Origin of the sequence: Paraburkholderia sp., assembly GCF_049581445.1 — a bacterium.
Lineage (GTDB): Bacteria > Pseudomonadota > Gammaproteobacteria > Burkholderiales > Burkholderiaceae > Paraburkholderia.
On sequence record NZ_JBAURZ010000276.1, the window covers coordinates 1 to 25,495 of the forward strand.

Sequence of the window (25,495 nt, forward strand, 5' to 3'; positions counted from 1 at the left end):
GCCAGAACGAGTACTTGTAGCCGAGCGACCACAGCACCGCACAGCGCAAGTTCTCGAACACGGAGAGCCGGTGGAAAATGTTCGTGATCTGGAAGCTACGCGAGAGCCCCATGCGATTGATCACGAAGGGCTTGAGGCCGCCGATCTCCGTACCGTTGAGCCTAACAGAGCCGGAACTCGGCGTGCTGCGTCCCGAGATCAGGTTGAAGGTGGTCGATTTGCCCGCGCCATTGGGGCCGATTAGCGCGTGGCGCTCGCCCTTGGGAATGCTGAGGTTGACGCCCCGAATGATTTCCGTCTGGCCGAACTTCTTGCGCACTTCGCTCAACTCCAGCGCTGCCGTCATACGCCGCCTCCTGCCCTTACTGCCATTTCCGTCTGCACTGCGTCCCAGGTCCGATGCACTCGCGCCACGGTCGCTCGCCAGGCCAGCGCGCCCGCGAGCCACAGCGCTGCCGCCACGGCCCAGGGCTTGAACGACGACGCATCGAAGGCGATGCCAAGCAGCGTCATGCCGGTGCCGTTGTCGCTGTCAATCTGAAGCTTGTAGGTTAGCTCCACGGTCAGAATCAACGCAGCCAGCAGGATCAGGCCCGCGCCCAGCGCAACCGAGTAAGCGGGCAGCATGCGGCCCAACTTGCGTTCGGTGATCAGCGGCACCTGCTTCATCAGCAGGCTGGCGATGCCTCCCGGCACGAACATCACAATCAGCACGAAGAAGAGCCCCAGGTAGAGCAGCCACGCCTGCGTGAGGCTGGATAGCGCCACGGCAAACAGAACGTACAACACGGCGCCGATGACGGGGCCAAAGAAGAAGCCGCTGCCGCCGATGAACGTGGCCAGTAAAACGCCGCCGGAGTGCGCGGCACCGACATTTTCGGCCGACACGATCTCGAAGTTGATGACCGACAGCCCGCCAGAGATGCCGGCGAAAAAGGCCGACAGGATCATCACCAGGTAACGTACGCGTTGTGTGTCGTACCCAACGAACTCGGCCCGCTCGGGATTGTCGCGCACGGCGTTGGCAATCCGGCCCAGTGGCGTCTGAGTCCAGGCGTACATCGCGATCATCGACAGGAGGCACCACACCGCGATCAGGTAATACACCTGACGCCCTGGCCCATACGTAATGCCGAGCACCGCATTGCCGACCACGCGGTTGGTCGAGACTCCCCCCTCGCCGCCGAAGAAGTCGGGGAACATCAGCGAACTGGCGTACACCATCTCGCCGATACCCAGCGTGATCATGGCGAACGTGGTGCCCGCTTTCTTAGTGGTCACATAGCCGAACAGCACGCCGAACAACGCGCCACCGAGACCGCCTACCAGCGGCAACAGCGAGACGGGCAACCAGAACTCACCCGCGCCGACCATATTGAGCACATGCACGGCGACGAACGCACCGAGCCCCGAATAGACGGCGTGGCCGAAGGACAGCATGCCTGACTGGCCGAGCAGCATGTTGTACGACAACGCGAAGATGATCATGATCCCCATCTGCGACAGCAGCGCGATGGCAAACCGGCTGGAGAAGCACAGCGGCGCCACCAGCATCACGAAGGCGGCCAGGCCCCAGATGGCGTAGTGCGCGAGTTGACGGTGGCGGGAACGGAGACGGCCTTGGACCGCTGCCGGCTCGTAGCTTTGCTGCATCGTCGTTTTCATGTCTAGCCTTCCCGGGTTCCCATCAGTCCGCGTGGGCGCACAACCAGCATCACCACCATGAGCAGATAGGGCAGCACAGGCGCCATCTGCGACACAGTCAGATCCCACACCGAGGACAACAGCGTGGCGCTCGTCACATGGAGGCCAAACACGCTGAACAGGTCGGACAGCGAAGCGTCGATGGCGACGGCGAAAGTCTGCAGCAGTCCGATCAGCAGCGAGGCAATGAAAGCACCGCCGAGCGACCCCATGCCGCCCACCACCACCACCACGAATACGATCGTGCCGACCGAAGCGGCCATCGACGGCGAAGTGACAAAAGCATTTCCGCCGATCACACCCGCCAGACCTGCGAGCGCGGCGCCGCCGGCGAACACCATCATGAACACTCTCTGCACATTGTGGCCGAGCGCCTCGACCATCTGCGGATGTGTCAGCGCGGCCTGTATGACGAGCCCGATCCGCGTGCGCGTGAGCATCAGGTAAATCGCCACCAGCATCGACACCGACACCAGCATCATGAAGGCGCGGTACTTGGGAAACGTCGAGGTGAAAACATGGAACAGCGGACCGTCCAGCTCCGGCGGGATGCGGTACGGTACAGAGGCCTGGCCCCAGACCAGCTTGACGGCTTCTTCAAGCAGATAGGCCAGACCGAAAGTAAACAGCAGTTCGGCCACATGCCCGTACTTGTGCACGGTGCGCAGACCGAAGCGTTCGACCAGCGCGCCGACGAACACTACCAGCAGGGGTGTGAAAACAAGCGCTGGCCAGAAGCCAATCCTGTCGTCAATCGTGTATGCAAAATAGGCGCCCAGCATGTAAAAGCTGGCGTGGGCGAAGTTGAGCACACCCATCATGCTGAAGATCAGCGTAAGCCCCGACGACAGCAGGAACAGCAGCAGCCCGTAGCTGATGCCGTTCAACAACGAGATGATGAAAAATTCCACGGAGGTCGTTCCTTCTGGCGACAGCGGCGATAATTGCCAGCCTCGCGACGCGGAGCGGGCAGGCGAACCACGCCCAATAACGTGTCGATACATCAACACCACCGACGCGGGGGCTGACACTGCGGTCGCAGCTTTCAGACCACGCCGCGTCGGCCTGCGGCAAGTCCTTCATCGGGCACGGGCAATCCCGGCCTAGTTCGGGCGCTTCATCTGGCAAGTGGTCGGCAAGGTTGCAGACGAAGCGGCCAGCACGGCATCGGTTCGCCAGCCATAACCGGTCTTCTCCTGGTCGTACTTGACGTCCTTGCCATCCGCCTTGACCCAGGTGGTGATCACGAGGGGCTGTTGCAACTGATGGTCGGAAGCGCGCATCTCCACCATGCCGTTCAGGCCTTGGGTCTTCATGCCCTCAAGCGCCCTGGCTACCTTGAGCGGATCGGTCGAGTGCGTCTCCTTGAACGCCTGGCTCACCATCGCGATGCCGTTATAGGCCGCAATCATGTAGAAGTCGTCGTTGTATTTCTTCCTGAAGCCGTCGAATATCTGATCGGCTTGCGGAGGATTACCCTTGGTGTTCGGGCCAAAATAGCCAATGTACTTGGCGTGGCCGGCACCGGCCGCACCCATTGCGGTCGGCACCCCGGTCGTGGGGCCGTAATAGGTGTAATAGTTGGCGGTCACCCCCGCGTCCTTGCTGGCCTTGATCAGCAGCGCCAGGTCACTCCCCCAGTTGCCGGTGATCACGGTGTCGGCACCCGACGCCTTGATCTTGGAGGCATAGGGCGAGAAATCCTTGACCTTGGCCAGCGGGTGGAAATCGTCGCCCACGATCTCGATGTCCGGACGCTTGCGCTTGAGGTCTTCCTGCGCGGCACGCGCCACATCATGGCCGAAGGAATAATCCTGATCGATCAGGTAGACCTTCTTGACGTTCGGATCCTTGGCGAGAAAGGTGGTCAACGCCTCCATCTTCATGTCGGAGTTGGCATCGAAGGCGAAGTGCCAGAAGTCGCACTTGCTATTGGTCATGGCCGGGTCCACCGCGCCATAATTCAGATAGATGAGCTCCTTGCCGGGATTGCGCTCGTTGTATTTAGCCACCGCATCCTCGAGTGCCATGCCGACCGAAGAACCGTTGCCCTGGACGATATAGCGGATTCCCTGATCGGCGGCTTCATTGAGAAGGGTGAGGCTCTGCTGGGGAGAAAGGTTGTTGTCGAATCCGACCACCTCGAGTTTGGGTCCGCCGCTCCAGTTCTGCTGATTGGCGACGTCGGCAACGTATTGCCAGCTCCTGAGTTCGTTGGTCCCCAGTGAACCCATCAGGCCGGACAGCGGATCGATGAATGCGATCTTCACTGTTTCTGCCGATGCCGCGCCCGAAGCCAAGGCGATACAGACCGCCGCGCCGGCCCAAGAGAAACGTAATTTTTTCATTAATTTGTCTCCTATGATTTTCGAATCGATTCTTTACCCGATTTCGCAACAATTTCTAAAGCGTCGCCGCATGATCCCTCTTCATTCCGGTTCGGCGTCGCGATTCAGTGCCACATGGAGGCATGACGGTCGTCTCCGGAACCGGCGTGCTGCCAGAAGGAAGGCTCTCGATGGAAACACCCGAGACAACATGACGGAGTACTAAGGATTGGCCATCGTTTCTCGACCATGTCTTTCACCGCCGTCTGCCAGTCGTCGCCCGAACAGTTCATGCCCAGGTCGATCTTGTATTCGCCGGCGGCCTGTGCCGGGTTAATGTCAACGCTGCCCAGAGCAGTACGGCGGATGAGGCTCGCCGTTCGCGCTGGATGCGCCGTTCCCAGAAATACATCGCTGTCCCTTTCGTATTTTCGACATGCCTGATTCGCTCGGTTAGGGTCCTTGCACCGGCGCCCCGCTTTTATGAGGGCAATTTGATAGTAAGGAGCGGGAAAAGCAAAAGCTAGGTCATTTTCGGACGCGAAAATGTGCCCTGCGGACATGGGACCTCGCCGAAATAGCTGCCCGCCTTGGTGGACAAGGCGAACGGGCAGTTGATTAGTGCTTTCACCTATGAGCAACCCGGCGGGCCCCTCAGCCCGGTGAAGACCTTGCCGACCCACCAGGCAGCCGGTCGAAGACGCCCATCGCCCAGACTTGGCCAACGGGAAGCACTGGCGCTGCGCGGGCCGACCTTTGCCTTATCGACAGCGGAAGAGTCGATATCGCAAGTGCGGTCGAGTTCATCCGCCTGCAGAAATGACTCGGCAATCGCGGCACCACTGCTTGTAGCCGCGCCCGACACGAGCACTCGCAGGGCCGGCCGCGGTTTCACAGGGTCTAGAGCGTTCAACAGTCGTTTTTCATAGAGTCAAAGCGAGAAGCCGTTCGACGATGCCAGTCGCAAGGTCGAGTCGGCTTCTCAAAAAGCCCGGGGTTGAAGCCCGGCACGGCCAGAGTCGTCATAGGGTAGCCTTGTGCGCTCCCTTTAATCCGAGCATTTGCCGAGCGTCATCCGGGGTTGCAATTTCAAAGGAAAGCTCCTCAAGGATCCGCCGGATCTTGCGGACCTGCTCGGCATTAGACTGGGCTTTCACGCCCCTGGAGATATACACGCTGTCCTCCAGTCCGACACGAACGTTGCCCCCCATAATCGCAGCCATGGTCACCAGGGACATCTGATGCCGACCGGCGCCGAGGACTGAAAAATGATAGTTGTCCCTGCCGAACAACCGGTCAGCGGTGGAGCGCATGACTGACAGATTTTCCGGGTCCGGCCCAACTCCGCCGAGTATCCCGAGTACGGACTGAATGAAGAATGGCGGCTTGATCAGCCCCTGGTCGATAAAGTATGCGAGATTGTAGAGGTGTCCGACGTCGTAGCATTCGAACTCAAACCGGGTTCCATAGTCTCGGAACTCCGTGAGAATGTCCTTGATGTCTTTGAAGGTGTTTCGGAAAATCGTATCTTCCATGCCTTCGACGTAGTCTTTTTCCCAGTCGTATCGCCACGATGAGATTTTCGCCGCGACGGGGTGAAGGGAAAAATTCATCGAGCCCATGTTCAACGAGCACATCTCCGGTTTTGCCAGCCGTGGGTATGCCAGCCGTTCGTCGAGCGTCATGCGCGTGCCGCCGCCAGTCGTAATATTGATAACGGCGTCCGTCTCTTTGGCAATGGCGGGAACAAACTCTCTGAAAACCTCAGGGCTCGGCGTCGGTCGACCATCTTGCGGATTGCGCGCATGCAGATGAAGAATTGCGGCGCCTGCCTCTGCTGCTTCAATGGCGTGCGATTTGATATCCGCTGGTGTGATCGGCAGATATTCCGACATTGACGGGACGTGCGCGGAACCTGTTACGGCGCAAGTGATAATGACTTTTCGGCTGATGTTGCTCATTTGACTGTCTCCGGCGTCTTGTATGGGACGGCCACTTTGCGAACCGCTCCCTTGTGCTGCCAAGAATAGTCGGATAGCATCGCCTCCGTAAGGTCATTTCCGGACAGATGAACATCATCGCAGGACATTCTGGGGAGGCGCTGTGCTGCCGAGATTTCCGCTGCTCAACGAGCGTATCTACGCGCCCTACAAAATCGCGGCGCTCGTCGAAGTCCTCGCCGACCGGGGAATTACCCCAGAAGACAGCCTGAAGGGTAGCGGCGTCGATGTCGACCAGCTTTATGGCACCTCCACGCTGACTTCGGTGCGCCAATACGCCGCCGTGTGCAAGAACGCCATCACGTTGTCTCGCGATCCGGCGACGCCCTTCGAAGTGGGCTCTCGTCTACACCTGGCCGCCTATGGCATGTATGGCTATGCGCTGATGTCGTGCCTTTCGCTTCGCGACTACTTCAGGCTCGGCGTGAAATACCATCGGCTGGCAACGCCCACGCTCACTATCGTATGGACCGAATACCCCGACAGGGCAGTCTGGACGTTCCCGGACGCATTCATTTCCAGTCCAACACGCGAACTGGGAGAATTCCTGATCGAGCAGCAATTTACCCAGCACGTTACCCATTTACAGGACGTAGCGGGTCATAGCTGCCCCCCGATAAAAGCCTGCTTTTCCTACCCAGCGCCCTCCTATGCGGACATCTACCCCAAGTATCTAGGTTGTCCTTGTTATTTTGGGCAGGAGCGATGCGAACTTGTCTATGACAGCGCCATCCTTGAGCAAAAGCCGCAACTGGCGAACAGACACTCGGCCGCGTTGATTCAGGAAATGTGCGACCGGCTCATTGGACAGGCGAAAACTTCAACCGGTGCATCCGGGGAGGTCTATCAGGTTCTGATGCGCAAGCCCGGAGAATTCCCGGGTATGGACGTCGTGGCGCACGCCCTGAAGATGACAAGTCGTACCCTTCGCCGAAGGCTCGAGTCAGAGGGAACGTCATTTGTTGCAATCGTCGACGATGTGCGCTGCTCGCTGGCGACGGAATATCTAAAGACGACAAAGATGAGCACGGAAGATATCGCCATGCTGCTGGGTTTCAGCGACGCCGCCAACTTCCGCAGGGCCTTGAAACGGTGGACGGGAAAGGGCCCAGCGGAGCTTCGCCATTAGTTTTTGTGCGGGGAGTGTTTGTGACGCTGCGCGGCGAGCCATATCTGCTGTGGCGTGCCGTCGACGAGCATGGCACTGAGCTCGACGTGCTGGTACAAAAGCGGCGCGACAAGGCTGCGGCAACGCGCTTCTTTCGACGGCTGCTGCGATCAAACCCGGTGCCGCGCAAGATCGTGACTGATCAACTGCGCAGCTATCGGGCAGCAAAGGCGGACATTCCGGAACTCGCTCAGGTAAAGCATGTGTTCGTCAAAGCGGCCGCGCGCGTGAACAACCGTGTCGAGAATAGCCACCAGCCGACGCGCAGACGTGAGCGGCAGATGATCGGATTTCGCGATGCGCGTCGCACGCAGGCGGTCCTCTCCAGATTCGGTCCAATCCGGCAGCATTTCGCGCTGCCGCGGCATCAGATGAAAGCACCCTGTCATCGCGCCAAACTCATAGAGCGCCTCGCGATGTGGCATGGATGGACTTTCTCCACCGCAGCCGATGAAATATCTTGATAAGGATGACTACGTTTAATGCAGATACGTAGTTGCGTATCGCCAAGTTGACAATGCCTGTGCCGGGACTACGCGCATCTGGCAGTCGCGTTGTGTCGTGCCATGAACGTTCCCGCACGCTATTGCAGCGGCTACATCAGCGATGTCGGACTGCCCCCGCCCTACGCTCCGATGGATTTCTGCGCGTGGTTCGAGGCCTATCTGGGCGGCAGCTGGCAAACGTTCGATCCGCGAAACAATGGCTCTTGTCAAGTTTGTGGTCGTCTGCGAGCCATTTTGACCGTGCCAGCGCAGCATGAGCGTTGCCCGCGATAAAGCGTGAACACCCGACTGTTGAAAAAGAAAGCCGAAGCGACAAACATTTTCGATACTTCGCAGAGCCGTATCCGGCGGCACTTGCTTTGGCAACGAATGGTCAGAACGATACCGCCTTCAATGCGGGACATAGATCGCGATATAACCCGGATTCTGACTCGTTGCGCCGCTCGTTGGAATGGCCTGTTCGACCAGCACCGTTTGCTGTGCAGTGTTGCGGTAGACCCTCAGGCGGATAGTCTGCGGATTGGCCGGTTGGCTGCTGTCGAGATAGCCACCGTCCGACAATAAAGCAGCAGCTTGCGCCGCAGTGAAACTCTGGCTGATCGTCGTGACAGTGGTAGACGGATTCCCATCGAATACGTTGTCGGAAAAGCTGCCGTCCTCGTTGACCGTCAGTGTGGATGACGGCGATGGCGCCCCTTCCGCCTTGGCGCCGCAGTTTTCCCAGCCGTCAAACGCTGCGCCGTTGGAGCCGAGCTCCGCCCAATCTTCGGACGGTGTGGACGAGACACTCCAGATACCGTCCAGTAGCGCAGCTACGCTCTTGATATTGACGCCTGCATTGACGTCAGTGACGGTGCCGATACTGTTCGTCATCGCCGACACGCATGCTACGCCAGCGCCGGGCACGCTAGCGGCCAGATAAGTCGAAACGAGCGGATTGCTCCCCGCCGTCAGCAGCGGCGCCGCGACCGTGCTGACCAGCATCGCATTGGTGGTGGTGGTCGCAGCGACGAGCGACAGTGAGACTGCACCGACACTGCCGAGCGTCAAACTGTTCTGATAGGTCGTAGCATTCGACGAGATTGCCGGTGCGGCGCCACTGCCGGCGCCGCTGCTGCCGCCGCCGCATGCGGCAATCAGCGCGACGGCCAACACAGGGGCAGCATACCGTCCTGCTATACGTATCATGGCGTTCATTCTCAGGACGACCGCACCCTAAGGTTGCGGTAGCAACGTCGCCGAAACGCTACTCGCGTTCGTTATGAAGACATTGGTGGCGTCATCCTGCAGCAGATAGCCCTGACTGACGAGCGCATTCGCCGCAGCCGCGACTGCTGCCTGGTACTTCGAACGACTGCTGCCGTAAAGGGAGGCCAGCGTTGCCCGTGTATCAGTGCCACCGGCCTCGGCGGCCGCATTCACTGCTAGCGGGATCGCCGCGCCGTTCGAAATACAGCCGTCGCCGATCGCATGCCCCGCGCCCCGATAGTTCCAGCCGGTGTAGGTGGCGAGCGGGACGCTGACGTCAGGCACCAGCACGCCGGTCGTCTCGTTGCCATTCGCGTCCACTTTCGGCACGAGAATCGTATAGGCCTGCGCCGTATTCACTACCGGAACCGCATTGTTGAAGTTCGTCACAAACAACTGATTGTATTCGCCATTGAAAACCAGTTGAAGCGTGGTGGGTGTCGCAGCAGGTCCACTTGGCACCATCACACTGGTCAGCGATGGAAAGCCCGTTGTCGCCTGGGTCGGCGCCACCAGATTCCCCGAGGCGACCGTCGGATATTGCGACGCGGGCGGGGGGGTGCCCTTGCCCACCCAGTTGACAAGCGCCGGAATCAACGCTCGCTCAACTGGCGTTTCTTCGACCGGCGAGCCCGGGAACTGGCACTGGCTGCCCGCAACCGGCACCGTGAAATTGCCGGTCGTTACGCCGCTGCCTCCGCCGTGCTGCGTGCCGGGCACCAGGTAGTAACGGACGTTCGCCGGTAACGGGACGTCGTTGCCACGTCCATCGGTCACGACCAGCGAGGCTGCGCCACCCCACCACTCGAACGCGCCGTCGAGTTGCATGATCTTCGGACAGGTGTTGGTCGCCGTGCACTGTTTCAGGAGACCATCCGTCGCCCCGCTCACGGGATCGGTCATCGTCGCGTACGCGAATGGGAACTGGAATCCCGGCATGAAGTGATCCTCATGCTGCTTCGACCAGCGCCCGGGCTGGGCGAACGCGGCGTTGGTCCACGTGCGCCGCGCGGCGGAAATGATCGGGAACATGCCGTCGAACACGATCTTGCCATTCTTGTCGACATTGAAACCCTGATACAGGAAGTCTTTCATGAAGCGGCCCGACTGAGAAATGCCTTCGCCAACCGCGATATCGAAATTTGTGCTCGTTGAGCATCCTGATGCAACGCAGGCCGCGTTTTTCAGATCGTTGAGCGGATTGGCGTTGCCCTGTGCGTCGGTGGCGTCATAGCGAAGGAAGGAGACCAGGTCACGCAACGCGGCGAAGCCGATACCGTCGACAGTCGGTGCTGCAGCCTGATAGACGAAGCTGTAAATGGTCCCCGCGTCAGGAGGCACCTGCGCGCCGTTTGGGCCCGGAACGGTCGCGGGCGGGGTGAACGTCACCGAATAATTTCCCTCGTAGACATTGTTCGGCGTACTGACATAACTCCACGTCGTCACTGGCTGTGACGGCGCGGTATAGGTTTCGAGGCCACCCGGAATGCTGCCATACGCAGTGAGCCATGACTGGCGTGCTGTGAAGGTTACAGAACTCTTGTCGGACAGGTTGGCCGGCGGGTACGTCAGCGGAATGGTGGTCGCGGGGCCGCCTGCGTAGTCCGGGATGAACTCCTCGCGGCTCATGCCGGTCATCGGCGTTCCGTCCGGGTTGGTCGCAATGGGAAAGCTGGTGCCGAGCAGACCTGCACCGGCGATCGTGCTGTTACCGGTAAGTGGCACGTCGCCTTGCCAGCCGCTCCAAAGCACCGTATAGCCGTTACGCAGGAGCGATGGAAAAGTGGATGGCGGCGCCGCGCCGGTGTCGAGCGCGCCCCCGCCCACGAAGGAAGCTGCGCCGATCTTGCTGCCGCGATTCACCACATCGTAAAAGAGGACTCGCACCGCATTAGATGCGCTCTGCGGGCGCAAGATCACCACGTCGGTCGAGTAGTCCACGTAACCATCGCTGCCGACCGGCGCGTTCTTGATATTCACAATTCCCGCATTGAGTGGATTATTCGGATCGAGCTCTCCGTGCACGACTGCCGTTATCACCTGGTATGGACCTGCTGCGCCAGCCGGCGTCGCACCGCCGAATGCCGGCGCGCTCGAAATGATCTGGAAACTCCTGATAAAGCCCGCGCCACTGGACACTGGAGGCGGTGAATGGATGTCGTTTCCGCAGCCACTTGTCAAAGCAATCGCCACACCAACAGCTACCGATACAGCTACGGACTGCATCTTCATGGCCAGGCCTCCGGACACGGTTTAGGGAAAGAAGCGCGCGCGTGTGGCATGGGCAGTCCGTCCTCAGGCGACGACGGCCAAAATGCCCAGAAGCCCTCTAGATATTTTCCGGAAGACGATTTTTATATTTATGGGTTTCTCAGGTATTTATAATTCGTCCAACACCGTTCTCAACTATCGTTTACGCGTACGATAACGGCACGCTCGTTGTGGTCAAACTCGGTTCCGTGGGAGTCCAAACATGACAAACAAGCTGACGCTTGCAGACCGGCTGCGTGAATCCATCGAGGAAGCCATCGCGACCGGTGATCTTCCACCTGGTGCGCGGCTCGATGAAGCGGAACTGATCGCGCGCTTTGCGGTATCGCGAACTCCGGTGCGGGAAGCGTTGTTGCAACTCGCCGCCGCCGGCATGGTCGAGATGCGGCCGCGGCACGGTGCCGTGGTTGCGAAAATCAGCCTCCATAGATTGGTCGAGATGTTCGAGGTAATGGCCGAACTGGAGGCCATGTCCAGCCGGCTCGCGGCAAGGCGTATGAATGCACAGGAACTGGACGCGCTGCGCGAGGCACATGTCGCCTGTCAGAAAGCGCGGGATTCCGGCAGCCCGGACGAGTACTTCCACCTGAACGAACGCTTTCACTGCCTGATCTATCAGGGAAGTCACAACAGCTTTTTGCACGACCAGGCGACGGCGTTGCACAAGCTGCTGCGCCCCTATCGGCGCCTGCAGTTGCGCGTCAAAGGGCGCATCGCAGCGTCATTCGACGAACATCAGGCAGTCGTGGATGCGCTGACGGCGGGCGACGGCGAGGCCGCTGCCCTAGCGCTCAGAGGTCACATACTGGTCCAGGGCGAACGTTTCGGCGACCTGATTGCTGCACTGGCTCAAGTCGACTCAGACTAATAAGTGCGCTCAGGTTCAATCCAACTACGCGCGCAAATTGGTACTTTGCCAGCCGTCCCCCCTGTGTTTCCTTAATTGACCGAGAATGCTCCGAGCGAGAGCCGTTATGGGCTGCCATCTGTTCCCAGCTTTGTGTCTTCGCGCTCGCGCCTGCGAGATTGGGCGTCGCTCGGCGGTGCCCCTGACGTTCGCGGACTCTGCACTTGTGGCCGGATGCAGACGGGAAGCCGGCTGCGATGGAGGCGCCGGAGTGGCGGCAGAAGTGGCGCGAGCAACGGATGTCATGGCGGCGGCCTGAGCTCGCCCCTACTGGCGAAGCAATGGCAGGGCAATCGGTCCAACATCAATGCTTGAAGGATTCCAGAGCGCTGATGCCGTAGGCAAGTGCCCGCCCTACCCGGAAACCCGTCGGCGGCGGTCGTTCGCCGTCATACGTCAGACAGTCTCTCTGCCCAGCGCTTCCGCGGCCACCTTTTCTTCGGCGGGCAGGGAGAGCTTCTCGTCGGTCGCCTGTTCTTCCTTCAGAGTCTCCCCCAGCAGTTTCACTGCAGCCGCCTCGTTAAGCCGCCTGGCCAGCGCTATCAATGGCCGTACGCTCACATTTAACGCGTTTGAGTCTAATTCCGGTTGCTTCCACCTTCTAGTCAATTCTTTCATGCTGACCTTGCGTTTCTTCGAGGTGCGTCTCAAACGCCAAGCGAAGGTCGGGACTGGTTTCCTGGTCAAACAAACCAGCCGCCTCGACATCTCGCCGCGTGCGCGAGGCATGAATCGAGGTGAGAAGCGTCGATATTAAGACAAGAAAACCTATTTTCACAGCACGAGTACAGAATCAAACGCCGATGAGCTTGCCGCTCAAATGGAGGCGGTCAACGCAAGAAAGAGCAGGTCATCATGGTAGTCCGCTGCAAGGTCCCGCGCGGTCTCCTGCATGTGCACCAAGCCAATGCAGGGCGCAAAGAATTGCCGCTCAGTGGTTGCTCTTGGAGCAACGTTGAATCCAACATGTGACTGACCAGCAACGTCGCCGCATCCTGAACGTCGATAAAATTCGGTTCACCACTAATAGACCATCCCGTAGTGCGATCGGCCCTCGGGGGTCACATGCGGGCGATCGCACACACAGCACCACTGCTGTAGTTCGGACGTTCGGATCCGATATCAGGAGCTGTTGCCATGATTTCCCACACGTTACTCCCGACCTCTGTCTCCACCGCCGCGAGCCCATCCGGTATCACAACGCTGCTGGAGTCGGGACAGGTGCCTGGCATCGACCAGCAACAGGAAACCATAAACGATCTGGTCTCGGGGTCGCAGCCGCAAACGAGTCCTCTGGTGAGCGCTCTCGCTAAAACGTTTGGGCAATTGGGTCTAGCTCTGAACTATCCTGGCTCTACGACTGACGCATCATCGTCCGATGCCAGTGCGGATGCGAAAATTAATTCGGCATTTGCGCAGTTTGTTGGACAGATCTTCCAGACACTAGCAAGCTCGCAACAAGGCGTCGAGCCTTCTTCGACATCGCAAGATGGGTCGGGCAACTCGGTGAGCGGTGTGTCCTCGCCGTCTTACCTCAAATCCCTTACCCAGCAGCTCGAGTCGCTTGCGCAAGCCGTTGGCACCAGCAGCAGTCAGTCTGGTAGCGCAAGCGCAAATGGTGAGGCAACGTCGTCATCGGACACGGGACTCGCGAGCCTTGGGCACGAATTCAGCAATCTGTTTGGGTCATCGGGCACTGGCGGGACATCGCTGCAGACCTTTTTGCAAACCCTTGCAAGCAATCTGTCCCAGCAGACTGGCTCGATCTCCGGCGGCGTTTTCGTGCAGATGTCCGCCTAAGATCGATACAGCTTTACGGCGCGCGGGGCTACTGGTTTCTGGTGGCCCCAATCCTGTCGGCTTTGCGCCGTGGGATCACGCCTTGCCGGATCTATTCCCCCTATGCACTCGCCCCCTTATCTGGCAGGCACCCGCTCGGGGTCGAAGTCGAACCGGTTGCATAAGGCACTCTATCGCCGAGTAGGTCGTCTCGCGAAATGGTCCGTCAAGGAGCGCCAGTAGCAGCTGCGCGAGAGGGTGCCCGGTAGCGTTATCTGGACCGGCAATCCAATCGCCGGGAACCGCCAGGACGTAACCTTGACATCGAAGTTCCAACTGCCGGGCACAGGCTCCGGGATGGCCTCCGACAGTTTGAGCAACCTGTATGTCGGTCGGCGCAAAAAGCAGCAGATTTACAGCTTCGACACCAGCGGTACTGGGGGCAGTTTATCTGCGTTCAGAATGACCACCATTGGCGCGGCGAACGCGCTCTCCCTTCGTGCTCCGCACTGTTCGGGCAAAGGGTCACGATGTGCTTCCCTAATAGCCTGATAGCGGGCCGCGGGATGCAGCCAGGACGCCAGGCCCGAGATGGAGCGAACCTGGACCGGTGCGGGACAGATTCCTGATCGGCGTGAACCTGTCTGTCAGGCCCACGCCGCCTCGCGTCTGAAACGCCCCCGCATTGGGTGCTTCCCCGCCAGTGTCTACGTCAAGCCATCGCGCTTTCCCGTAGTTCCTTACGATAGTTCTCAAGATCCACGACTTTCTGATCAGCGGCCGCTTCCCGATCCTGCACGATCTCCTCCAACTTTGCGGATGCTGTGACGAAATACGCTTCCAGTTCATCTCCGCCAAGGTACTTTCCGCTAAGCTTGTTAAGCTTCGACCAGCCATCGGCGAAGCTCCTGCAGAACCTGTCGCATACTATGTGTATAGCGCTCCACTCCGCATTCTGCCGGACAAAGAACCTGTCTCCTGCCCGGATGAGATTTTTGAAATAGTTTTCGCGAATCTTTTCCTTCTTGGAGAAATCGTCGAAAAGCTCTATATCCAGTTCGGTTTCCTGGCCTACTCTATCCATGAAATCGGCGAAAGATTTGAAGAAGAATGCAATTTCTTCGATGATCTCCTTTGCCCTCTTCAATGCACTGATGCTGAGATTAAGTGACCTGATTGCAAGCTGGATCGTCTCCTGTTCATCCCGCTTTCCTTTGAGCAGGGCATTAATCTTGATCAGTTCTGCGTTCTGGGTCCTTCTTTCCTTTTCGTAAGTCTCAACCTTTTCCAGCATCTTCATCTGCATCTCACGCAGACTGCTTGCCGTATTCTCCATCTTCTCGGACATTTTACCTAGCCCCTTATCCAGCGCCACGAGCGACGCTTGAAGACCGGACAGAACGCCGATGAGAACAGCATATTTATCTTCTTCTGTTTTCAACTCCTTCTTTTTTTCTTCTATTCTTGTTTTAAGACCCTTTACGGTCTCAGTATCCTTGTTTGTGATTTCTTTCTCTTTTTCTTCTACGTCTTTTGTCTCCTTATCCTTGGACTCCTTGCCCGTTGCATCCTTCTCCTTCTCACTGGTCTCTTTACCCTGCTCCTTCTTCAACTCGTCGTTCAGATTTTTCAGATCGCCCTTGAGTTCTGCGACCTTCTTCTCTGATAACTCGGTTGTTGCTTTCTTTTCGGCAATCTCCTTTCTGGTTGCAATGGCCTTCTGATCATCATCCGCATCGCCCTTCGTATCACTGTTCTTATCGCCTACAGCCCGCTTTAGTGTGTTTGTTGCCGCCGATGCGACCACAGACGCTCCACCCGTGGCAGACGCCGTGAGCGCCGTGACAATTGCTGGCAGCGCCCCTGCCAGCATCTGCGCGCCGATCTGCACGATAGACATAATGAAGGCGCGCTCTTCTGCCGTATTCGCCCGGCTCTCGTAGTCGCGCGCCATCTTGTCATATTTTTGCACTTCAGATTGAAGATCCTTTACGAGAGCATCCAGCTGCTCGCGTCTGGCATTCGACTCAACGATCTCCTTTTCCATTGCAGCCTTATCTTTCAGCTGGCTCGCCAGGGCTTTTTCGCTGCTGGAGGTAACGTCGGCGGTATTCTTGATAATGCCGTCATAGGAAGCCGCAATGACATCCAGTTCCTTCTTTACACCCAGCGCCTTCTCCTTGATCTGCCTGGCGAGCGTCAAAAGGTCATTCTTGAGAAACTCCTTTATTTCGTCGACACCTTTGGTGTTGTCCGCACTCTGGACGCTTCTGACGTCGAGCCACTCGGCGTGGTTAGCGCCAACCTTGCCAACTATGAAATCAGAGACGTTCATGGCACGCGACATCGCAATCTCGCTCTCTTGCTGAGATTTGATCAGCCTGTTCATTATGTCAACAATTTTAGTGCGGATTTCCCCTTCCTTTTGTGTCGTTGTGTTGTATGCAATGTAAAGAAGGTCAATCGCGTTATCGGTGTCCTTCTTGGCACGATCAACGTTGTACGTTCCTTCGATTTTGTTGACATACAGCCTGGATATCTCGTCGTCTATCGTCGGCAGTCTGAACGGACTCTCGCCAATGATCTTATCGATCTGAACCTCGATAGACTTGTTGAGCTTCGCGGTACGACTCTCAAAGGCCACTGTATTTGCCATAACGTTACCTCTATTCGTCAATGTCGATATGTAGAACGCTTTCAGGCGTTTAATTCGTCACGCATTGTCCAGTCCATCCTTGACCCAGGGTTATGTCGGTCTGGGAAATGGCGTGGTTTCCACGAGCAATCGCAGTGTCGGCCTTCTGACCGATAAACGAAAGGGTGTATAACGTACGCTTTCTCTTATCCTCCAGATTCACTTCCTTTGCTTCATTGAGTGCGGCGGATAGGTCCCCGATGACGATCTGAAAGGGCTGTACCGATGTGCGGACTTCGGCAAGGATCCTGCTCACGTTGCGAAGAGTCGACTCTGTCTCTGTGATTGCGGCCTTAACTTCGCTCGAGCGTTTTCTTGCCTCGGTGAGCGCCCCCTCACTGGCATTCAGGTCCGCACGCGTCGCTTCCATGCTGCCCCGCGCGGTTTCTTCTTTTTTCGTTGTTGCGGCAATGTCGCCCTCATAACTCTTGATCTGACCGAAGGTCTTCGCCAGATTCATATCGGCTTCGCATGTCAAACCCCACAACCGCTTCCAGTCTTTTTCTCTCTTGCACTGCTGGATCCATTCCTCCTGCCAACGCTTTTGAGCCTGAAGATGTGCAAGTTCGTTCCGTAACATCCGCAACTTGCTCTGTTCCAGGTCGAACGCCTGTCTGAAACCATCGTAGGCAGCCTGTTGCTGGCCAACCTTCGTCAACCATTGCTGTTCGTCCGCGCGAAGCTTCCCCAGTTCCAGTTCCTTTTGCGCGCGTTGCGCCGTCAACTGTGCATCGCGTTGATCAAGACACCTCACGCGCGCATCAAGATCGGACTGCATGCTCTGCAAGAGCTTGAGTTTGGAATCAAATACCGAGACTTGCGCGTCGAAGGCTTCTTGCGTCTGCGCCATCGCATGACGATCAAGTCCCGCCGTACTCAAGAGGAGCGACAGGACGAGTCCGATCACCCGAACCGAAACGGATATCTGACGCACCGCCGCCTCCCGATAATCCGCAGGAGTTAAAAATACCCGTGCAGCAGAACGCCGACGGGCGATGGTCGGACAGGCAAAGCGGTGGCCAGTCACCACCGCTCCGATGCACTTATCCGGGCACAGTCAAGCAGACCGACGAACCAGCGATGAAGGCCTTAAGTCAGTCCGATATCGTCGAAGGTCACTGCATTGACCGGACAAGAATCAACTGGCCTGTAGCTGTTTGCACGAACACTCCAGGTTCCCCCGTAAGTGGTGCCGAGGGCGATTGCAATCTGTGTAATCAGAGGTGCTTCATGTCGATGCTTCTTCGTGCCGCAATAGACTATTTTCTCAGCTCCGCCATCGCTCTCGAATTTTTCCTGCCAGGCCATATTTCTCACCTTTTTCAGTTAGCCAAAATTCTCCCCATAGGAGCCTCAATCCAGGTCTCTTCACGACCGCGTTGCCTGAACCCTTCAAATTCTGCACACCTACCTTACGCAAGATGCAATGCCAATTTCGCGGTATTCCAGAAAGCAACGCGCCTTTCGTGGCCCTCCATCGCCGGACCATTGATGATCCGGGTCGTCCCTGCGAAATCGCCGCGATCTGCAGGTTCGTTGCAGCCCTTGGTCTTCCAGAACCAGCCCGCCGAACGGGCGGCGAGCGTGTCATCAGTAGCGAGTAAGTCAGGTTGCGCGATCAGATCGGTGCCCAGCGCCTTACCGCATGCGGCATAGTTATCGCGAAACGTTATCTGCTTCAGCCCACGTCCGCGATATCGCCAGCCATCGCCCGAGGCCGGACTTCCGTTGCCGTATCGTCCGCCATATGCCAGATTCGCGATCTTTTGCTGCCGCGCGACTGGAACTTCCGGTTCGCTTTTCTGACGCCCCAGTGTTTCCCGTTCGCTTGCAGGTATGCGCGAGAAAATCGCAAGCGCCGACGGCTTGTAGTTGAACGACTCAACCAGTTGCCTGAACCCTCCCGACTCGTGCCGAATCTGCGCAAAAAATGCGGCTTGTTGCGCTGAAGTACTGATTCCGAACTCGTTCAACGCGGCAATCACACAATCAAACCACCGATCAGCAAGCTCCCCCGACAATTCGGTGGCTTGCCGAAAGGTTCGCTTGTCCATTTGCCGTCCCGCCAGGAAAAATTTGATATAAATCTGGACGAGCAGATACCTAACCCCATCAGGCGCGGTCTAACTACATCCAATCAATCGTTGATCACGCATTCGATCACACAGTTTGCCCGTGAGATATCCTGATATATCAATTTAATATTCGACGATTTTTTGTGCAATTTAATATTCAATTAAATCATCATATCACTCAAGCGATATTTTTGTACGTTTGCGACCATTATTTATCTATATTTCAAAATCGCTTCTACAAGTAATTCGCAGGTTTCCAGATCGACAATCTGGTTTTATCAAATACCTTTCATCAATGCATCCCACTCGGCCTGGGCCTTGCTGAAAGCGATTAGCACTGGCTCAGTTCCCGCAGTTTTTAAACAGTACGAATCCACGTTTTTCTTCATCGATTCGAATTGCGCCTGAATGTTTTCTTTCATGTCGTTGTTAGGAACCCGATTCTGGTCAAGGATGTCCGCGACCTGGGTAGCTGATGCCTGAAGACGATCGAACGCAAGCTCGTGCATGGACTTACGACTCGAGGGATGTCCCATATAGTTTTCGCTCGCGATATCCCTCAGAGCATCAATGATTATCTGTACATTGGCCATTTTTAACCTCTTCGGGGGTCAGGCAATTAACACAGTCAAGATTTTCGATACACCAGTCTCTTAGTTATATCCAACTTTGCAAAATTGTCCTGCTATGGTAAACCCGATTATTTCATTTTAATTCATTGTCATTTTTTTAAAAATATTTTTGAAATTATTTAAGCAATTGTTTCGAAATTTGATCGGGACCTTTCTGTTCTGAGGACGCGTGGATTTTCACAGGCCCGTCATGCGCCATAGAAAGCATCGACGATGCGTGCTTTACACGGTCGACACTCATTTTTGCTATGGTCATTTGCAAATGTGCCAAGCGACTCGAGGTGGTTTGAGATACAGAGAGTTGAAAGGAAAGCTGCGTCAATATGAGGCAGAGGTCTGCGTTGGAAGAGCATTGACGACGTTGCCTAACGTCCATTACCTGAATCTAAGTACCTGTCCAGTGACCCCGCGATTTCGATCGCAAACGGTAGAAACTGGCCGGCCACTTCCTGACGGCAATCGGCAGCGCCCGACCCAGGTTGTGTAAGAACGTCGCGCCGGGCGCTCTGACGAATTTTCACGCGAACAATTACGCCCGTCGACGACTTGGTTAAGCCCGTCTTACGTTTATCGATTTTTTTGATCACGTCGTGAGAAGAAGAGGTGCCTGGTCGCCTTAATGCGCGGCAGCGCGGCCGGTCTGCTGCAGGTCTGTCCTCAGGCCCGCATCTTTTGCATCATCGACCCAGTGCCGAGGATCGCCATGACGCGTCTGAGGTTGTACGCAAGCACATGGAGGCTCATCTCGGTGCTGACATGCTCACGTGTCTTCATCAGGAAGTGCGCCGCGCCCATCCAGAATTTCAGCGTACCGAATGGGTGTTCAACGGTCTGACGGCGTATGCGCATCATGTCCGGCTTCTGGTCGAGGCGCTTCTGCATCGCCTCGACGACGGCCTCATGTTCCCAGCGCTTTATCCGGCGAGCCTGTTTGCCCGATGTGCATTGTTTCCTGATTGCACAGGTAAAACAGGCTGAACTCGAATAGCAATGTAGCGTCATGCCATGCTCGATGTTCGTGAAACGCCAGTTGAGCCGCTGCTGGGCGGGGCAAAGATATTCGTCGTCTTTGGCTATGTAAATAAAATCCTGCTTGCCGAAGTAGCCGTCAGCGATCTTGCCCGAAGTCAGCGGTTTAAGAACGAAGGCCGTAATGCCCGCCTCATGGCATTGCAGGACTTCCTCGCTCTTGAAGTAGCCCCGGTCGGCAACCACAGTCAGTTCCTTGATGCCTGTAGCCGCCCGTGCCTGGCCAGCCATGTTTGTCAACTGACTGCGGTCGTTGCCTACGTTGGTGACCTCGTGCGCCACGATCAGATGATGCGTGTCATCAACCGCCGTCTGAACGTTGTAGCCAACCATTCCCGTTCCCCGACCGCTGGTAGCCATCGAGCGCGCGTCCGGATCAGTCAACGACACCTGTCCATCTGGTGACTCGCGCAATCGCTGCTCCATCGCCTTGAGGTCCTGCATCTGCTGTTTGAGCTTGCTGATCTTATCGTTGATGCGACTTGTCTTCGCCTCAGCAACATCGGACTGAGTCCTGTCTGCCGTCTCTAACGCGGAAAGATATCGCGCGATGCTCTCATCAATTTGTTGCAGGCGCGCCTTGACCTTCGCGTCAGTAAAATTCCGATCGCGATTATTGACGGCTTTGAACTTGCTACCGTCGATGGCCACTATCGATTTTGAGAAGAGGTCCAGGTTTCGGCATAGCACGATGAACTGACTGCAGACATTGCGGATTGCCTTGCCATTGTTGCGTCGGAAGTCGGCGATGGTCTTGAAGTCCGGCGAAAGTCGCCCTGTTAGCCACATAAGCTCAATGTTGCGCTGGGTCTCACGCTCCAGACGCCGACTTGATTGAATGCGATTCAGATATTTCAATCTCGCTGGCGGCGGCGCCGTGGCGCTACACCGGATTCCGGCTTGCCCGAACCACCACATTCCCGCGATCGGAGTTGCCGAGGTCTACTGGGCGGACCTTCCGCGTGATCTGGCCAGGCGCGGCGACACGATGGATGAAAGCCGCGCGTGGGCGTACACGGCGGCGGGACGCGCGAAAGCTGCCTACAGGAATAACGTGCCTGTTCAGACGCTGAGGGACCGCAACTTTGCGCGCGCTGCGGGTGTGATCCAGGAAATTGCCGAGGGCGTCGGCGTGCTGGAAAACCTCACGATGATCGCCGCCAAGGCGGGCCTCTTTCACTTCGATCTGGCTGCGTTGCTCGAGCAGTACGTGGGGGGTATCCAGTTGCCCGCGGACTTCGAGTTCTACCGGGACACGATCCTCGCGCGATTTCACGGCGCGCTCACACGGGCTGTCACTCGGGTGATGCAGGACGCGGAGGATGGCGACGGGCCGCCGGAGATCTACATCTTTGCCCATAGCGAAGGCACGGTGATCAGTTTTGCGCGCATCATGCAGGCGCTCCTCCTGCCGCAAGAGCGGCCAGAGGGGAGCGCGCCAGCGCGCATGATGGAGTGGGTCACTCATCTGCGCGGCTTCATGACATTCGGCAGTCCGCTGGACAAGCACATCCTGCTGTGGCCATCGCTCTGGAAGCACTCGCCGTTCATCTTCAGATCGGCGAAGCCTGCTCCGTCAACCGCGAGCGCGACACCTTCCGCGACACCACCGTCGCCGGCTTGCCGCACCGCACCGGTTCAGGCGCATGATCGTCATCGCAACCGTCCGGCACCAGTTCCATGTGGTCGTCGAGCGCGCGGGCGGCCTGCGCCGCCGCGAGCGTATTCGACGCTTCGCCCGGCAGAGCGCCGGAGATATGGCTGAAGTGCTCAACCAGGTGATCGATGAAGGTACGAACCTTGGCCGGCAGATGATGGCGGCTCGGGTAGGCAATCGTGACCTCGACCTGCGGCAGACGGAAATCGCTGAGCAGACGCACCAGCCTGCCGCGTTCGAGATCGCGCCCAATCAGATAGCTCGGGAGGATCGCGATGCCCATGCCGAGCAGCGCGAACTGGCGCAGCATCTCGGTATTGTTCGCAACAATCGCATTGGTGGGTCGAACCCGCACTTCGCCTTCGCCGTTGATGCTCGTGAACACGCGTTCATCACCGCCATATTCTGACGGCAGCGACAGGCTCGGGTGATCCTGCAGTTGCTCGGGGCGAATCGGAGCACCGTGCTTCTGCAGATAGGCGGGCGTTGCGCACACGGTCATATGCCCGGTGGTCAGCCGCCGCGTGACGATGCTTGCGCTACGCATCTGCCGCGCGATCAGCACGCCGACATCGAAGCCTTCTTCGACCAGATCCACATGACGATCCACCAAGGTCACGTCGGGAATGACGTTCGGATACCGTTCGGCGTACGACTGCAGGACCGGAGCAAAGTTGTGCAGGCCGAACACCACCGGCGCGACGATGCGCAAGGTGCCGACCGGCTCATGATTGCGCGCCACCACCATCTGCTCGACCCCTTCCAGATCGTCGAGAATCGGGCGCACGCGCTCGAGATAGACACGACCGGACTCGGTCAACGACTGACTGCGCGTCGTCCGGTTCAAGAGGCGCGTGCCGAGGCGCTCTTCGAGATCGGCCACATGCCGGGTCACCACCGCGGTGGAAATACTCATCGCGCTGGCCGTGCGGGCGAAACTGCCAAGATCCGCCACCTTGACGAATACTCGCATCGACTGCAAATGATTCATGGAGCCACTCCTGCCGCTAGTACAGCCAAGCCATCGAACGGCGACGCGCGCAACACGCAACGTCGGCGACCGGCAAGCCTGTGACTACGGGAGGAAACACCCTTCACTGCGGACGGCATGCGCGAGACCCGCGCCACCCGTCACTCTCAACAAGGCTTGCCCAACGGGTTTGATTGTATCCATCGCTCATGGCCCAACCCTGACATGAAGATGGCAAAACGGTCAGCTTGCCCGGATCGATGCAATTGAGCGAGGTTTGGGAGCCGTTTGGCGCGCGAAGACGATACCGCTGACGATTATTGAAGCAGCAGAATTCGTCCAAAGGACGCCTCTGGTTGCGAATGCGGCGCCGCACAATTTTTACTAGGTAAAAACCCTTATTCGCGATATCATTCCACCTGAAAGGAAGATACCGCCATGCCACATCGTTTTCAGGTTTTTGAAAGAATCGCGTTCTCGCTGGTCGTGCTGTCCGCAGCCGCCTGCTCTGCCTTCATCGCCTATGAGTCCAGCCCCGACGTCCGCCAGGTCGTGCACGCGGGCAAGACGGCCATGCAATGGAGCGGCGAATATTCGTACGTTTGCGCGTCGCCGTTGACCGACGCGTGCGCGAATTTCCCGGTCGATTGAACTGACTTCCGGTAAGCCCACCCGCTAATCACCCCATGATTGGCGGGTCGCTGCACATCCGGCACACCGGACTGTTGCTACGCTCTAACGTCTCCTGCCCGCACATCCGGCTCATTACGAGCACGCTCATCCCGAGCCCAATGGCACGCGTCGGTCAACGCCCGGGACGCCCGCTAGTCCTGGCTCCTGCCCGCTAACGGCATCTTCCACCGGCTTATTGCTGCACGCCGCGCCCAAACACCACGCGCGCAAAAAAACCCGCCAGCACCGATTCCGTGGTCTGCGCCGACACGTTCTGCGGATCAGTCGTATAGAAGAACTGCACCCCGTCGCACAGCCCCATCAGGCCGATCGCCAGCGTTTCTGCCGGCAGTGGCAATGGCGTGCCCGCGCGCGCCGAAAACTCGCTGATATACGCGCTCATCTCCTCAAGCTTCTCATGCAGGAACGCGTTGAAGCGCACCCGGAAGCGCGCATCGCGCGCGGCTAGCAGCTTTGCTTCCATCCACAGCAGGAAGCATTTGTTTTCGCGGTGCAGGTTGCTGTAGTAGGTCAGCACGCGCGCTTCCATCTCTTCGCGCGTGAGTCCGTCGTCGAAAATACTTTGCAGCCCCGCCTTCATCGTTTCGTGGTCGCGCCTCAGTAATTCCAGGAACAACTCCGGCTTGCTGCGGAAGTTCGAATAGAACGCGCCACGTGTATAGCCCGCTGCCTCGGCGATGTCTTCGACACTCGCCGCAACGAAGCCCTTCTTCATAAAAATAGCTTGCGCGGCGTCGAGCAAACGCAGGCGCGTCTGGTCTTTGCTCTGTTCGCGTGTGAGTCGTTGGCGTTTCATGCGGCGAGTGTAGCACCGGAAAGAATTCTGATACGGCTATACATTCAGATACAGGTGTGTATTAGAATGCAACTCATCATCTGAAGCAATGGGTTGTTGCACGGATCGTTGGATGCACCGCTTGTAGCGCACCCGCTGCCTTCTGGCGCGGTTGTACCGCATGCATTCGCCTGAATCCGCTTGCGTCCCTTGCATCGCTTCCTGGCTCGCCGCCCACTGGGGCTTGCCGTGTTCGTTCGCCGTCTCGTGATTGGGGTAATCGTGAATCGTCCCGGTTGTCGTGCATCGCTTCCGATGCACAAGCATTCCCTACGGCCTGCCCGCCTCCAGCCCTTGCACGATCCCGCTCCGCTGCGCCGTGCAGCCGCTGCAATTGCGTTGGCCGCTCTCCTCACGCTCGGCGCCTGCCACCGGCAGGAAGCGGCTGCGCCCGGGCCGCGCCCGGTAGTGGCCGTGGCCGTGCATGCGGATAACACGCCGTTCTCGGCTACGTTGCCCGGCGAGGTACAGGCACGCTACTCGACGCCGCTCTCGTTCCGCATCAACGGCAAGATCATCGAGCGGCGCGTGCGACTCGGCGACACCGTGAAGCTAGGCGAAGTCGTCGCCCGGCTCGACCCCGCCGACGCGCAGAAGAACGCCGCCAGCACCCAGGCGCAACTCGACGCCGCTCAGCACAACCTCGTGTACGCGAAGCAGCAGTTCGACCGCGACCAGGCGCAGGCGCGTGAAAACCTGATCTCGGCGGCGCAGTTCGAGCAGACCACCAATGCCTACGCATCCGCCGCGGCCCAGCGCGATCAGGCCGCGCAGCAGGCGGCGCTGGCGAAGAACCAGTTGCAGTACACCGATCTGATCGCCGATCACAACGGCGTCGTCACCGCCGAACAGGCGCAGACCGGGCAGAACGTGTCTTCGGGACAAGCCGTCTATAACCTCGCGTGGAGCGGTGACGTGGACGTGGTGGTCGACGTCCCGGAGAGCACGCTGGCCGCGATGGCTGTCGGCCAGAGCGCGCAGGTCACGCTGTCGGCGCTG

General features: G+C 58.0%; 21 protein-coding genes and 3 pseudogenes. 7 read left to right on the forward strand and 17 right to left on the reverse strand.

From position 1 onward, the window contains the following. The 5 genes from WCA85_RS22955 to WCA85_RS22975 all read right to left on the reverse strand — a co-directional run. Window positions 1-346 (reverse strand): ATP-binding cassette domain-containing protein (locus WCA85_RS22955; RefSeq protein ID WP_424067150.1); only part of this gene is annotated, 346 nt, incomplete at its 3' end. Then, the gene (locus WCA85_RS22960; RefSeq protein WP_424067151.1) at window positions 343-1,665 is read right to left on the reverse strand and encodes a branched-chain amino acid ABC transporter permease; all 1,323 of its coding nucleotides are present in this window, start codon (window positions 1,663-1,665) and stop codon (window positions 343-345) included. The genes WCA85_RS22960 and WCA85_RS22955, both read right to left, overlap by 4 nt. A gap of 2 nt (window positions 1,666-1,667) precedes the next feature. Continuing rightward, window positions 1,668-2,615 carry a branched-chain amino acid ABC transporter permease gene (locus tag WCA85_RS22965; protein ID WP_424067152.1) on the reverse strand — a complete coding sequence of 316 codons (948 nt, stop codon included), beginning with the start codon at window positions 2,613-2,615 and terminating at the stop codon, window positions 1,668-1,670. Window positions 2,616-2,807: 192 nt separating this feature from the next. Then, window positions 2,808-4,052: a branched-chain amino acid ABC transporter substrate-binding protein gene (locus WCA85_RS22970; RefSeq protein ID WP_424067153.1), complete on the reverse strand. Its 1,245-nt coding sequence runs from the start codon at window positions 4,050-4,052 to the stop codon at window positions 2,808-2,810. A gap of 1,001 nt (window positions 4,053-5,053) precedes the next feature. Beyond that, complete coding sequence (locus WCA85_RS22975) at window positions 5,054-5,992, reverse strand: 3-keto-5-aminohexanoate cleavage protein (RefSeq protein ID WP_424067154.1); 939 nt, start codon at window positions 5,990-5,992, stop codon at window positions 5,054-5,056. A 142-nt stretch (window positions 5,993-6,134) separates the two neighbouring features. Here WCA85_RS22975 and WCA85_RS22980 point away from each other — a divergent pair, with 142 nt between their 5' ends. The 3 genes and pseudogenes from WCA85_RS22980 to WCA85_RS22990 form a co-directional block, all read left to right on the forward strand. Further along, a complete protein-coding gene (locus WCA85_RS22980) occupies window positions 6,135-7,160 on the forward strand; it encodes an AraC family transcriptional regulator (RefSeq protein ID WP_424067155.1) in 1,026 nt (341 codons plus the stop codon). A 14-nt stretch (window positions 7,161-7,174) separates the two neighbouring features. Continuing rightward, window positions 7,175-7,663, forward strand: a pseudogene (locus WCA85_RS22985) (DDE-type integrase/transposase/recombinase); the annotation flags it as partial. Window positions 7,664-7,720: 57 nt separating this feature from the next. Continuing rightward, a pseudogene (locus WCA85_RS22990) lies at window positions 7,721-7,903 on the forward strand (transglutaminase-like domain-containing protein); the annotation flags it as partial. A gap of 192 nt (window positions 7,904-8,095) precedes the next feature. Here the strand turns inward: WCA85_RS22990 and WCA85_RS22995 are convergent. Beyond that, window positions 8,096-8,893, reverse strand: a complete 798-nt coding sequence (locus WCA85_RS22995; RefSeq protein ID WP_424067156.1) for a hypothetical protein — start codon at window positions 8,891-8,893, stop codon at window positions 8,096-8,098. 27 nt (window positions 8,894-8,920) lie between these two features. After that, window positions 8,921-11,185, reverse strand: coding sequence for an alpha/beta hydrolase domain-containing protein (locus WCA85_RS23000; protein WP_424067157.1), 2,265 nt, complete (start codon window positions 11,183-11,185; stop codon window positions 8,921-8,923). A 241-nt stretch (window positions 11,186-11,426) separates the two neighbouring features. Here WCA85_RS23000 and WCA85_RS23005 point away from each other — a divergent pair, with 241 nt between their 5' ends. Further along, on the forward strand, window positions 11,427-12,092 hold the full coding sequence (locus WCA85_RS23005; RefSeq protein ID WP_424067158.1) for a GntR family transcriptional regulator: 666 nt from the start codon (window positions 11,427-11,429) through the stop codon (window positions 12,090-12,092). 435 nt (window positions 12,093-12,527) lie between these two features. Here the strand turns inward: WCA85_RS23005 and WCA85_RS23010 are convergent, their stop codons facing one another. Beyond that, a complete protein-coding gene (locus WCA85_RS23010; protein WP_424067159.1) occupies window positions 12,528-12,749 on the reverse strand; it encodes a DUF892 family protein in 222 nt (73 codons plus the stop codon). A 519-nt stretch (window positions 12,750-13,268) separates the two neighbouring features. Here WCA85_RS23010 and WCA85_RS23015 point away from each other — a divergent pair. After that, window positions 13,269-13,931 carry a hypothetical protein gene (locus tag WCA85_RS23015; protein WP_424067160.1) on the forward strand — a complete coding sequence of 221 codons (663 nt, stop codon included), beginning with the start codon at window positions 13,269-13,271 and terminating at the stop codon, window positions 13,929-13,931. 691 nt (window positions 13,932-14,622) lie between these two features. Here the strand turns inward: WCA85_RS23015 and WCA85_RS23020 are convergent. The 8 genes and pseudogenes from WCA85_RS23020 to WCA85_RS23055 all read right to left on the reverse strand — a co-directional run bounded on the left by WCA85_RS23020 (window position 14,623) and on the right by WCA85_RS23055 (window position 22,989). Then, window positions 14,623-16,566, reverse strand: coding sequence for a hypothetical protein (locus WCA85_RS23020; RefSeq protein ID WP_424067161.1), 1,944 nt, complete (start codon window positions 16,564-16,566; stop codon window positions 14,623-14,625). A 49-nt stretch (window positions 16,567-16,615) separates the two neighbouring features. Continuing rightward, complete coding sequence (locus WCA85_RS23025) at window positions 16,616-17,632, reverse strand: hypothetical protein (protein WP_424067162.1); 1,017 nt, start codon at window positions 17,630-17,632, stop codon at window positions 16,616-16,618. Between the two features lie 62 nt (window positions 17,633-17,694). Next, on the reverse strand, window positions 17,695-17,913 hold the full coding sequence (locus tag WCA85_RS23030) for a hypothetical protein (RefSeq protein WP_424067163.1): 219 nt from the start codon (window positions 17,911-17,913) through the stop codon (window positions 17,695-17,697). Window positions 17,914-18,017: 104 nt separating this feature from the next. Beyond that, window positions 18,018-18,659, reverse strand: coding sequence for a glycoside hydrolase family 19 protein (locus WCA85_RS23035; protein WP_424067164.1), 642 nt, complete (start codon window positions 18,657-18,659; stop codon window positions 18,018-18,020). A 299-nt stretch (window positions 18,660-18,958) separates the two neighbouring features. Beyond that, the gene (locus tag WCA85_RS23040; protein WP_424067165.1) at window positions 18,959-19,273 is read right to left on the reverse strand and encodes a hypothetical protein; all 315 of its coding nucleotides are present in this window, start codon (window positions 19,271-19,273) and stop codon (window positions 18,959-18,961) included. A 696-nt stretch (window positions 19,274-19,969) separates the two neighbouring features. Continuing rightward, a pseudogene (locus WCA85_RS23045) lies at window positions 19,970-21,193 on the reverse strand (IS1182 family transposase); the annotation flags it as partial. 31 nt (window positions 21,194-21,224) lie between these two features. Further along, a complete protein-coding gene (locus WCA85_RS23050) occupies window positions 21,225-21,617 on the reverse strand; it encodes a hypothetical protein (protein ID WP_424067166.1) in 393 nt (130 codons plus the stop codon). A 277-nt stretch (window positions 21,618-21,894) separates the two neighbouring features. Then, a complete protein-coding gene (locus tag WCA85_RS23055) occupies window positions 21,895-22,989 on the reverse strand; it encodes a LysR family transcriptional regulator (RefSeq protein ID WP_424067167.1) in 1,095 nt (364 codons plus the stop codon). Window positions 22,990-23,406: 417 nt separating this feature from the next. On the opposite strand from WCA85_RS23055, the gene WCA85_RS23060 reads away from it, so the two are divergent. Beyond that, window positions 23,407-23,619 (forward strand): hypothetical protein, encoded by a 213-nt coding sequence (locus WCA85_RS23060; protein ID WP_424067168.1) that lies wholly within the window; start codon window positions 23,407-23,409, stop codon window positions 23,617-23,619. A gap of 214 nt (window positions 23,620-23,833) precedes the next feature. Here the strand turns inward: WCA85_RS23060 and WCA85_RS23065 are convergent, their stop codons facing one another. Beyond that, entirely contained in the window at window positions 23,834-24,457 is a 624-nt protein-coding gene (locus WCA85_RS23065) for a TetR/AcrR family transcriptional regulator (protein ID WP_424067169.1), read from the reverse strand. Between the two features lie 294 nt (window positions 24,458-24,751). On the opposite strand from WCA85_RS23065, the gene WCA85_RS23070 reads away from it, so the two are divergent. Next, on the forward strand, window positions 24,752-25,495 hold a 744-nt coding region (locus WCA85_RS23070), incomplete at its 3' end, for an efflux RND transporter periplasmic adaptor subunit (RefSeq protein WP_424067170.1).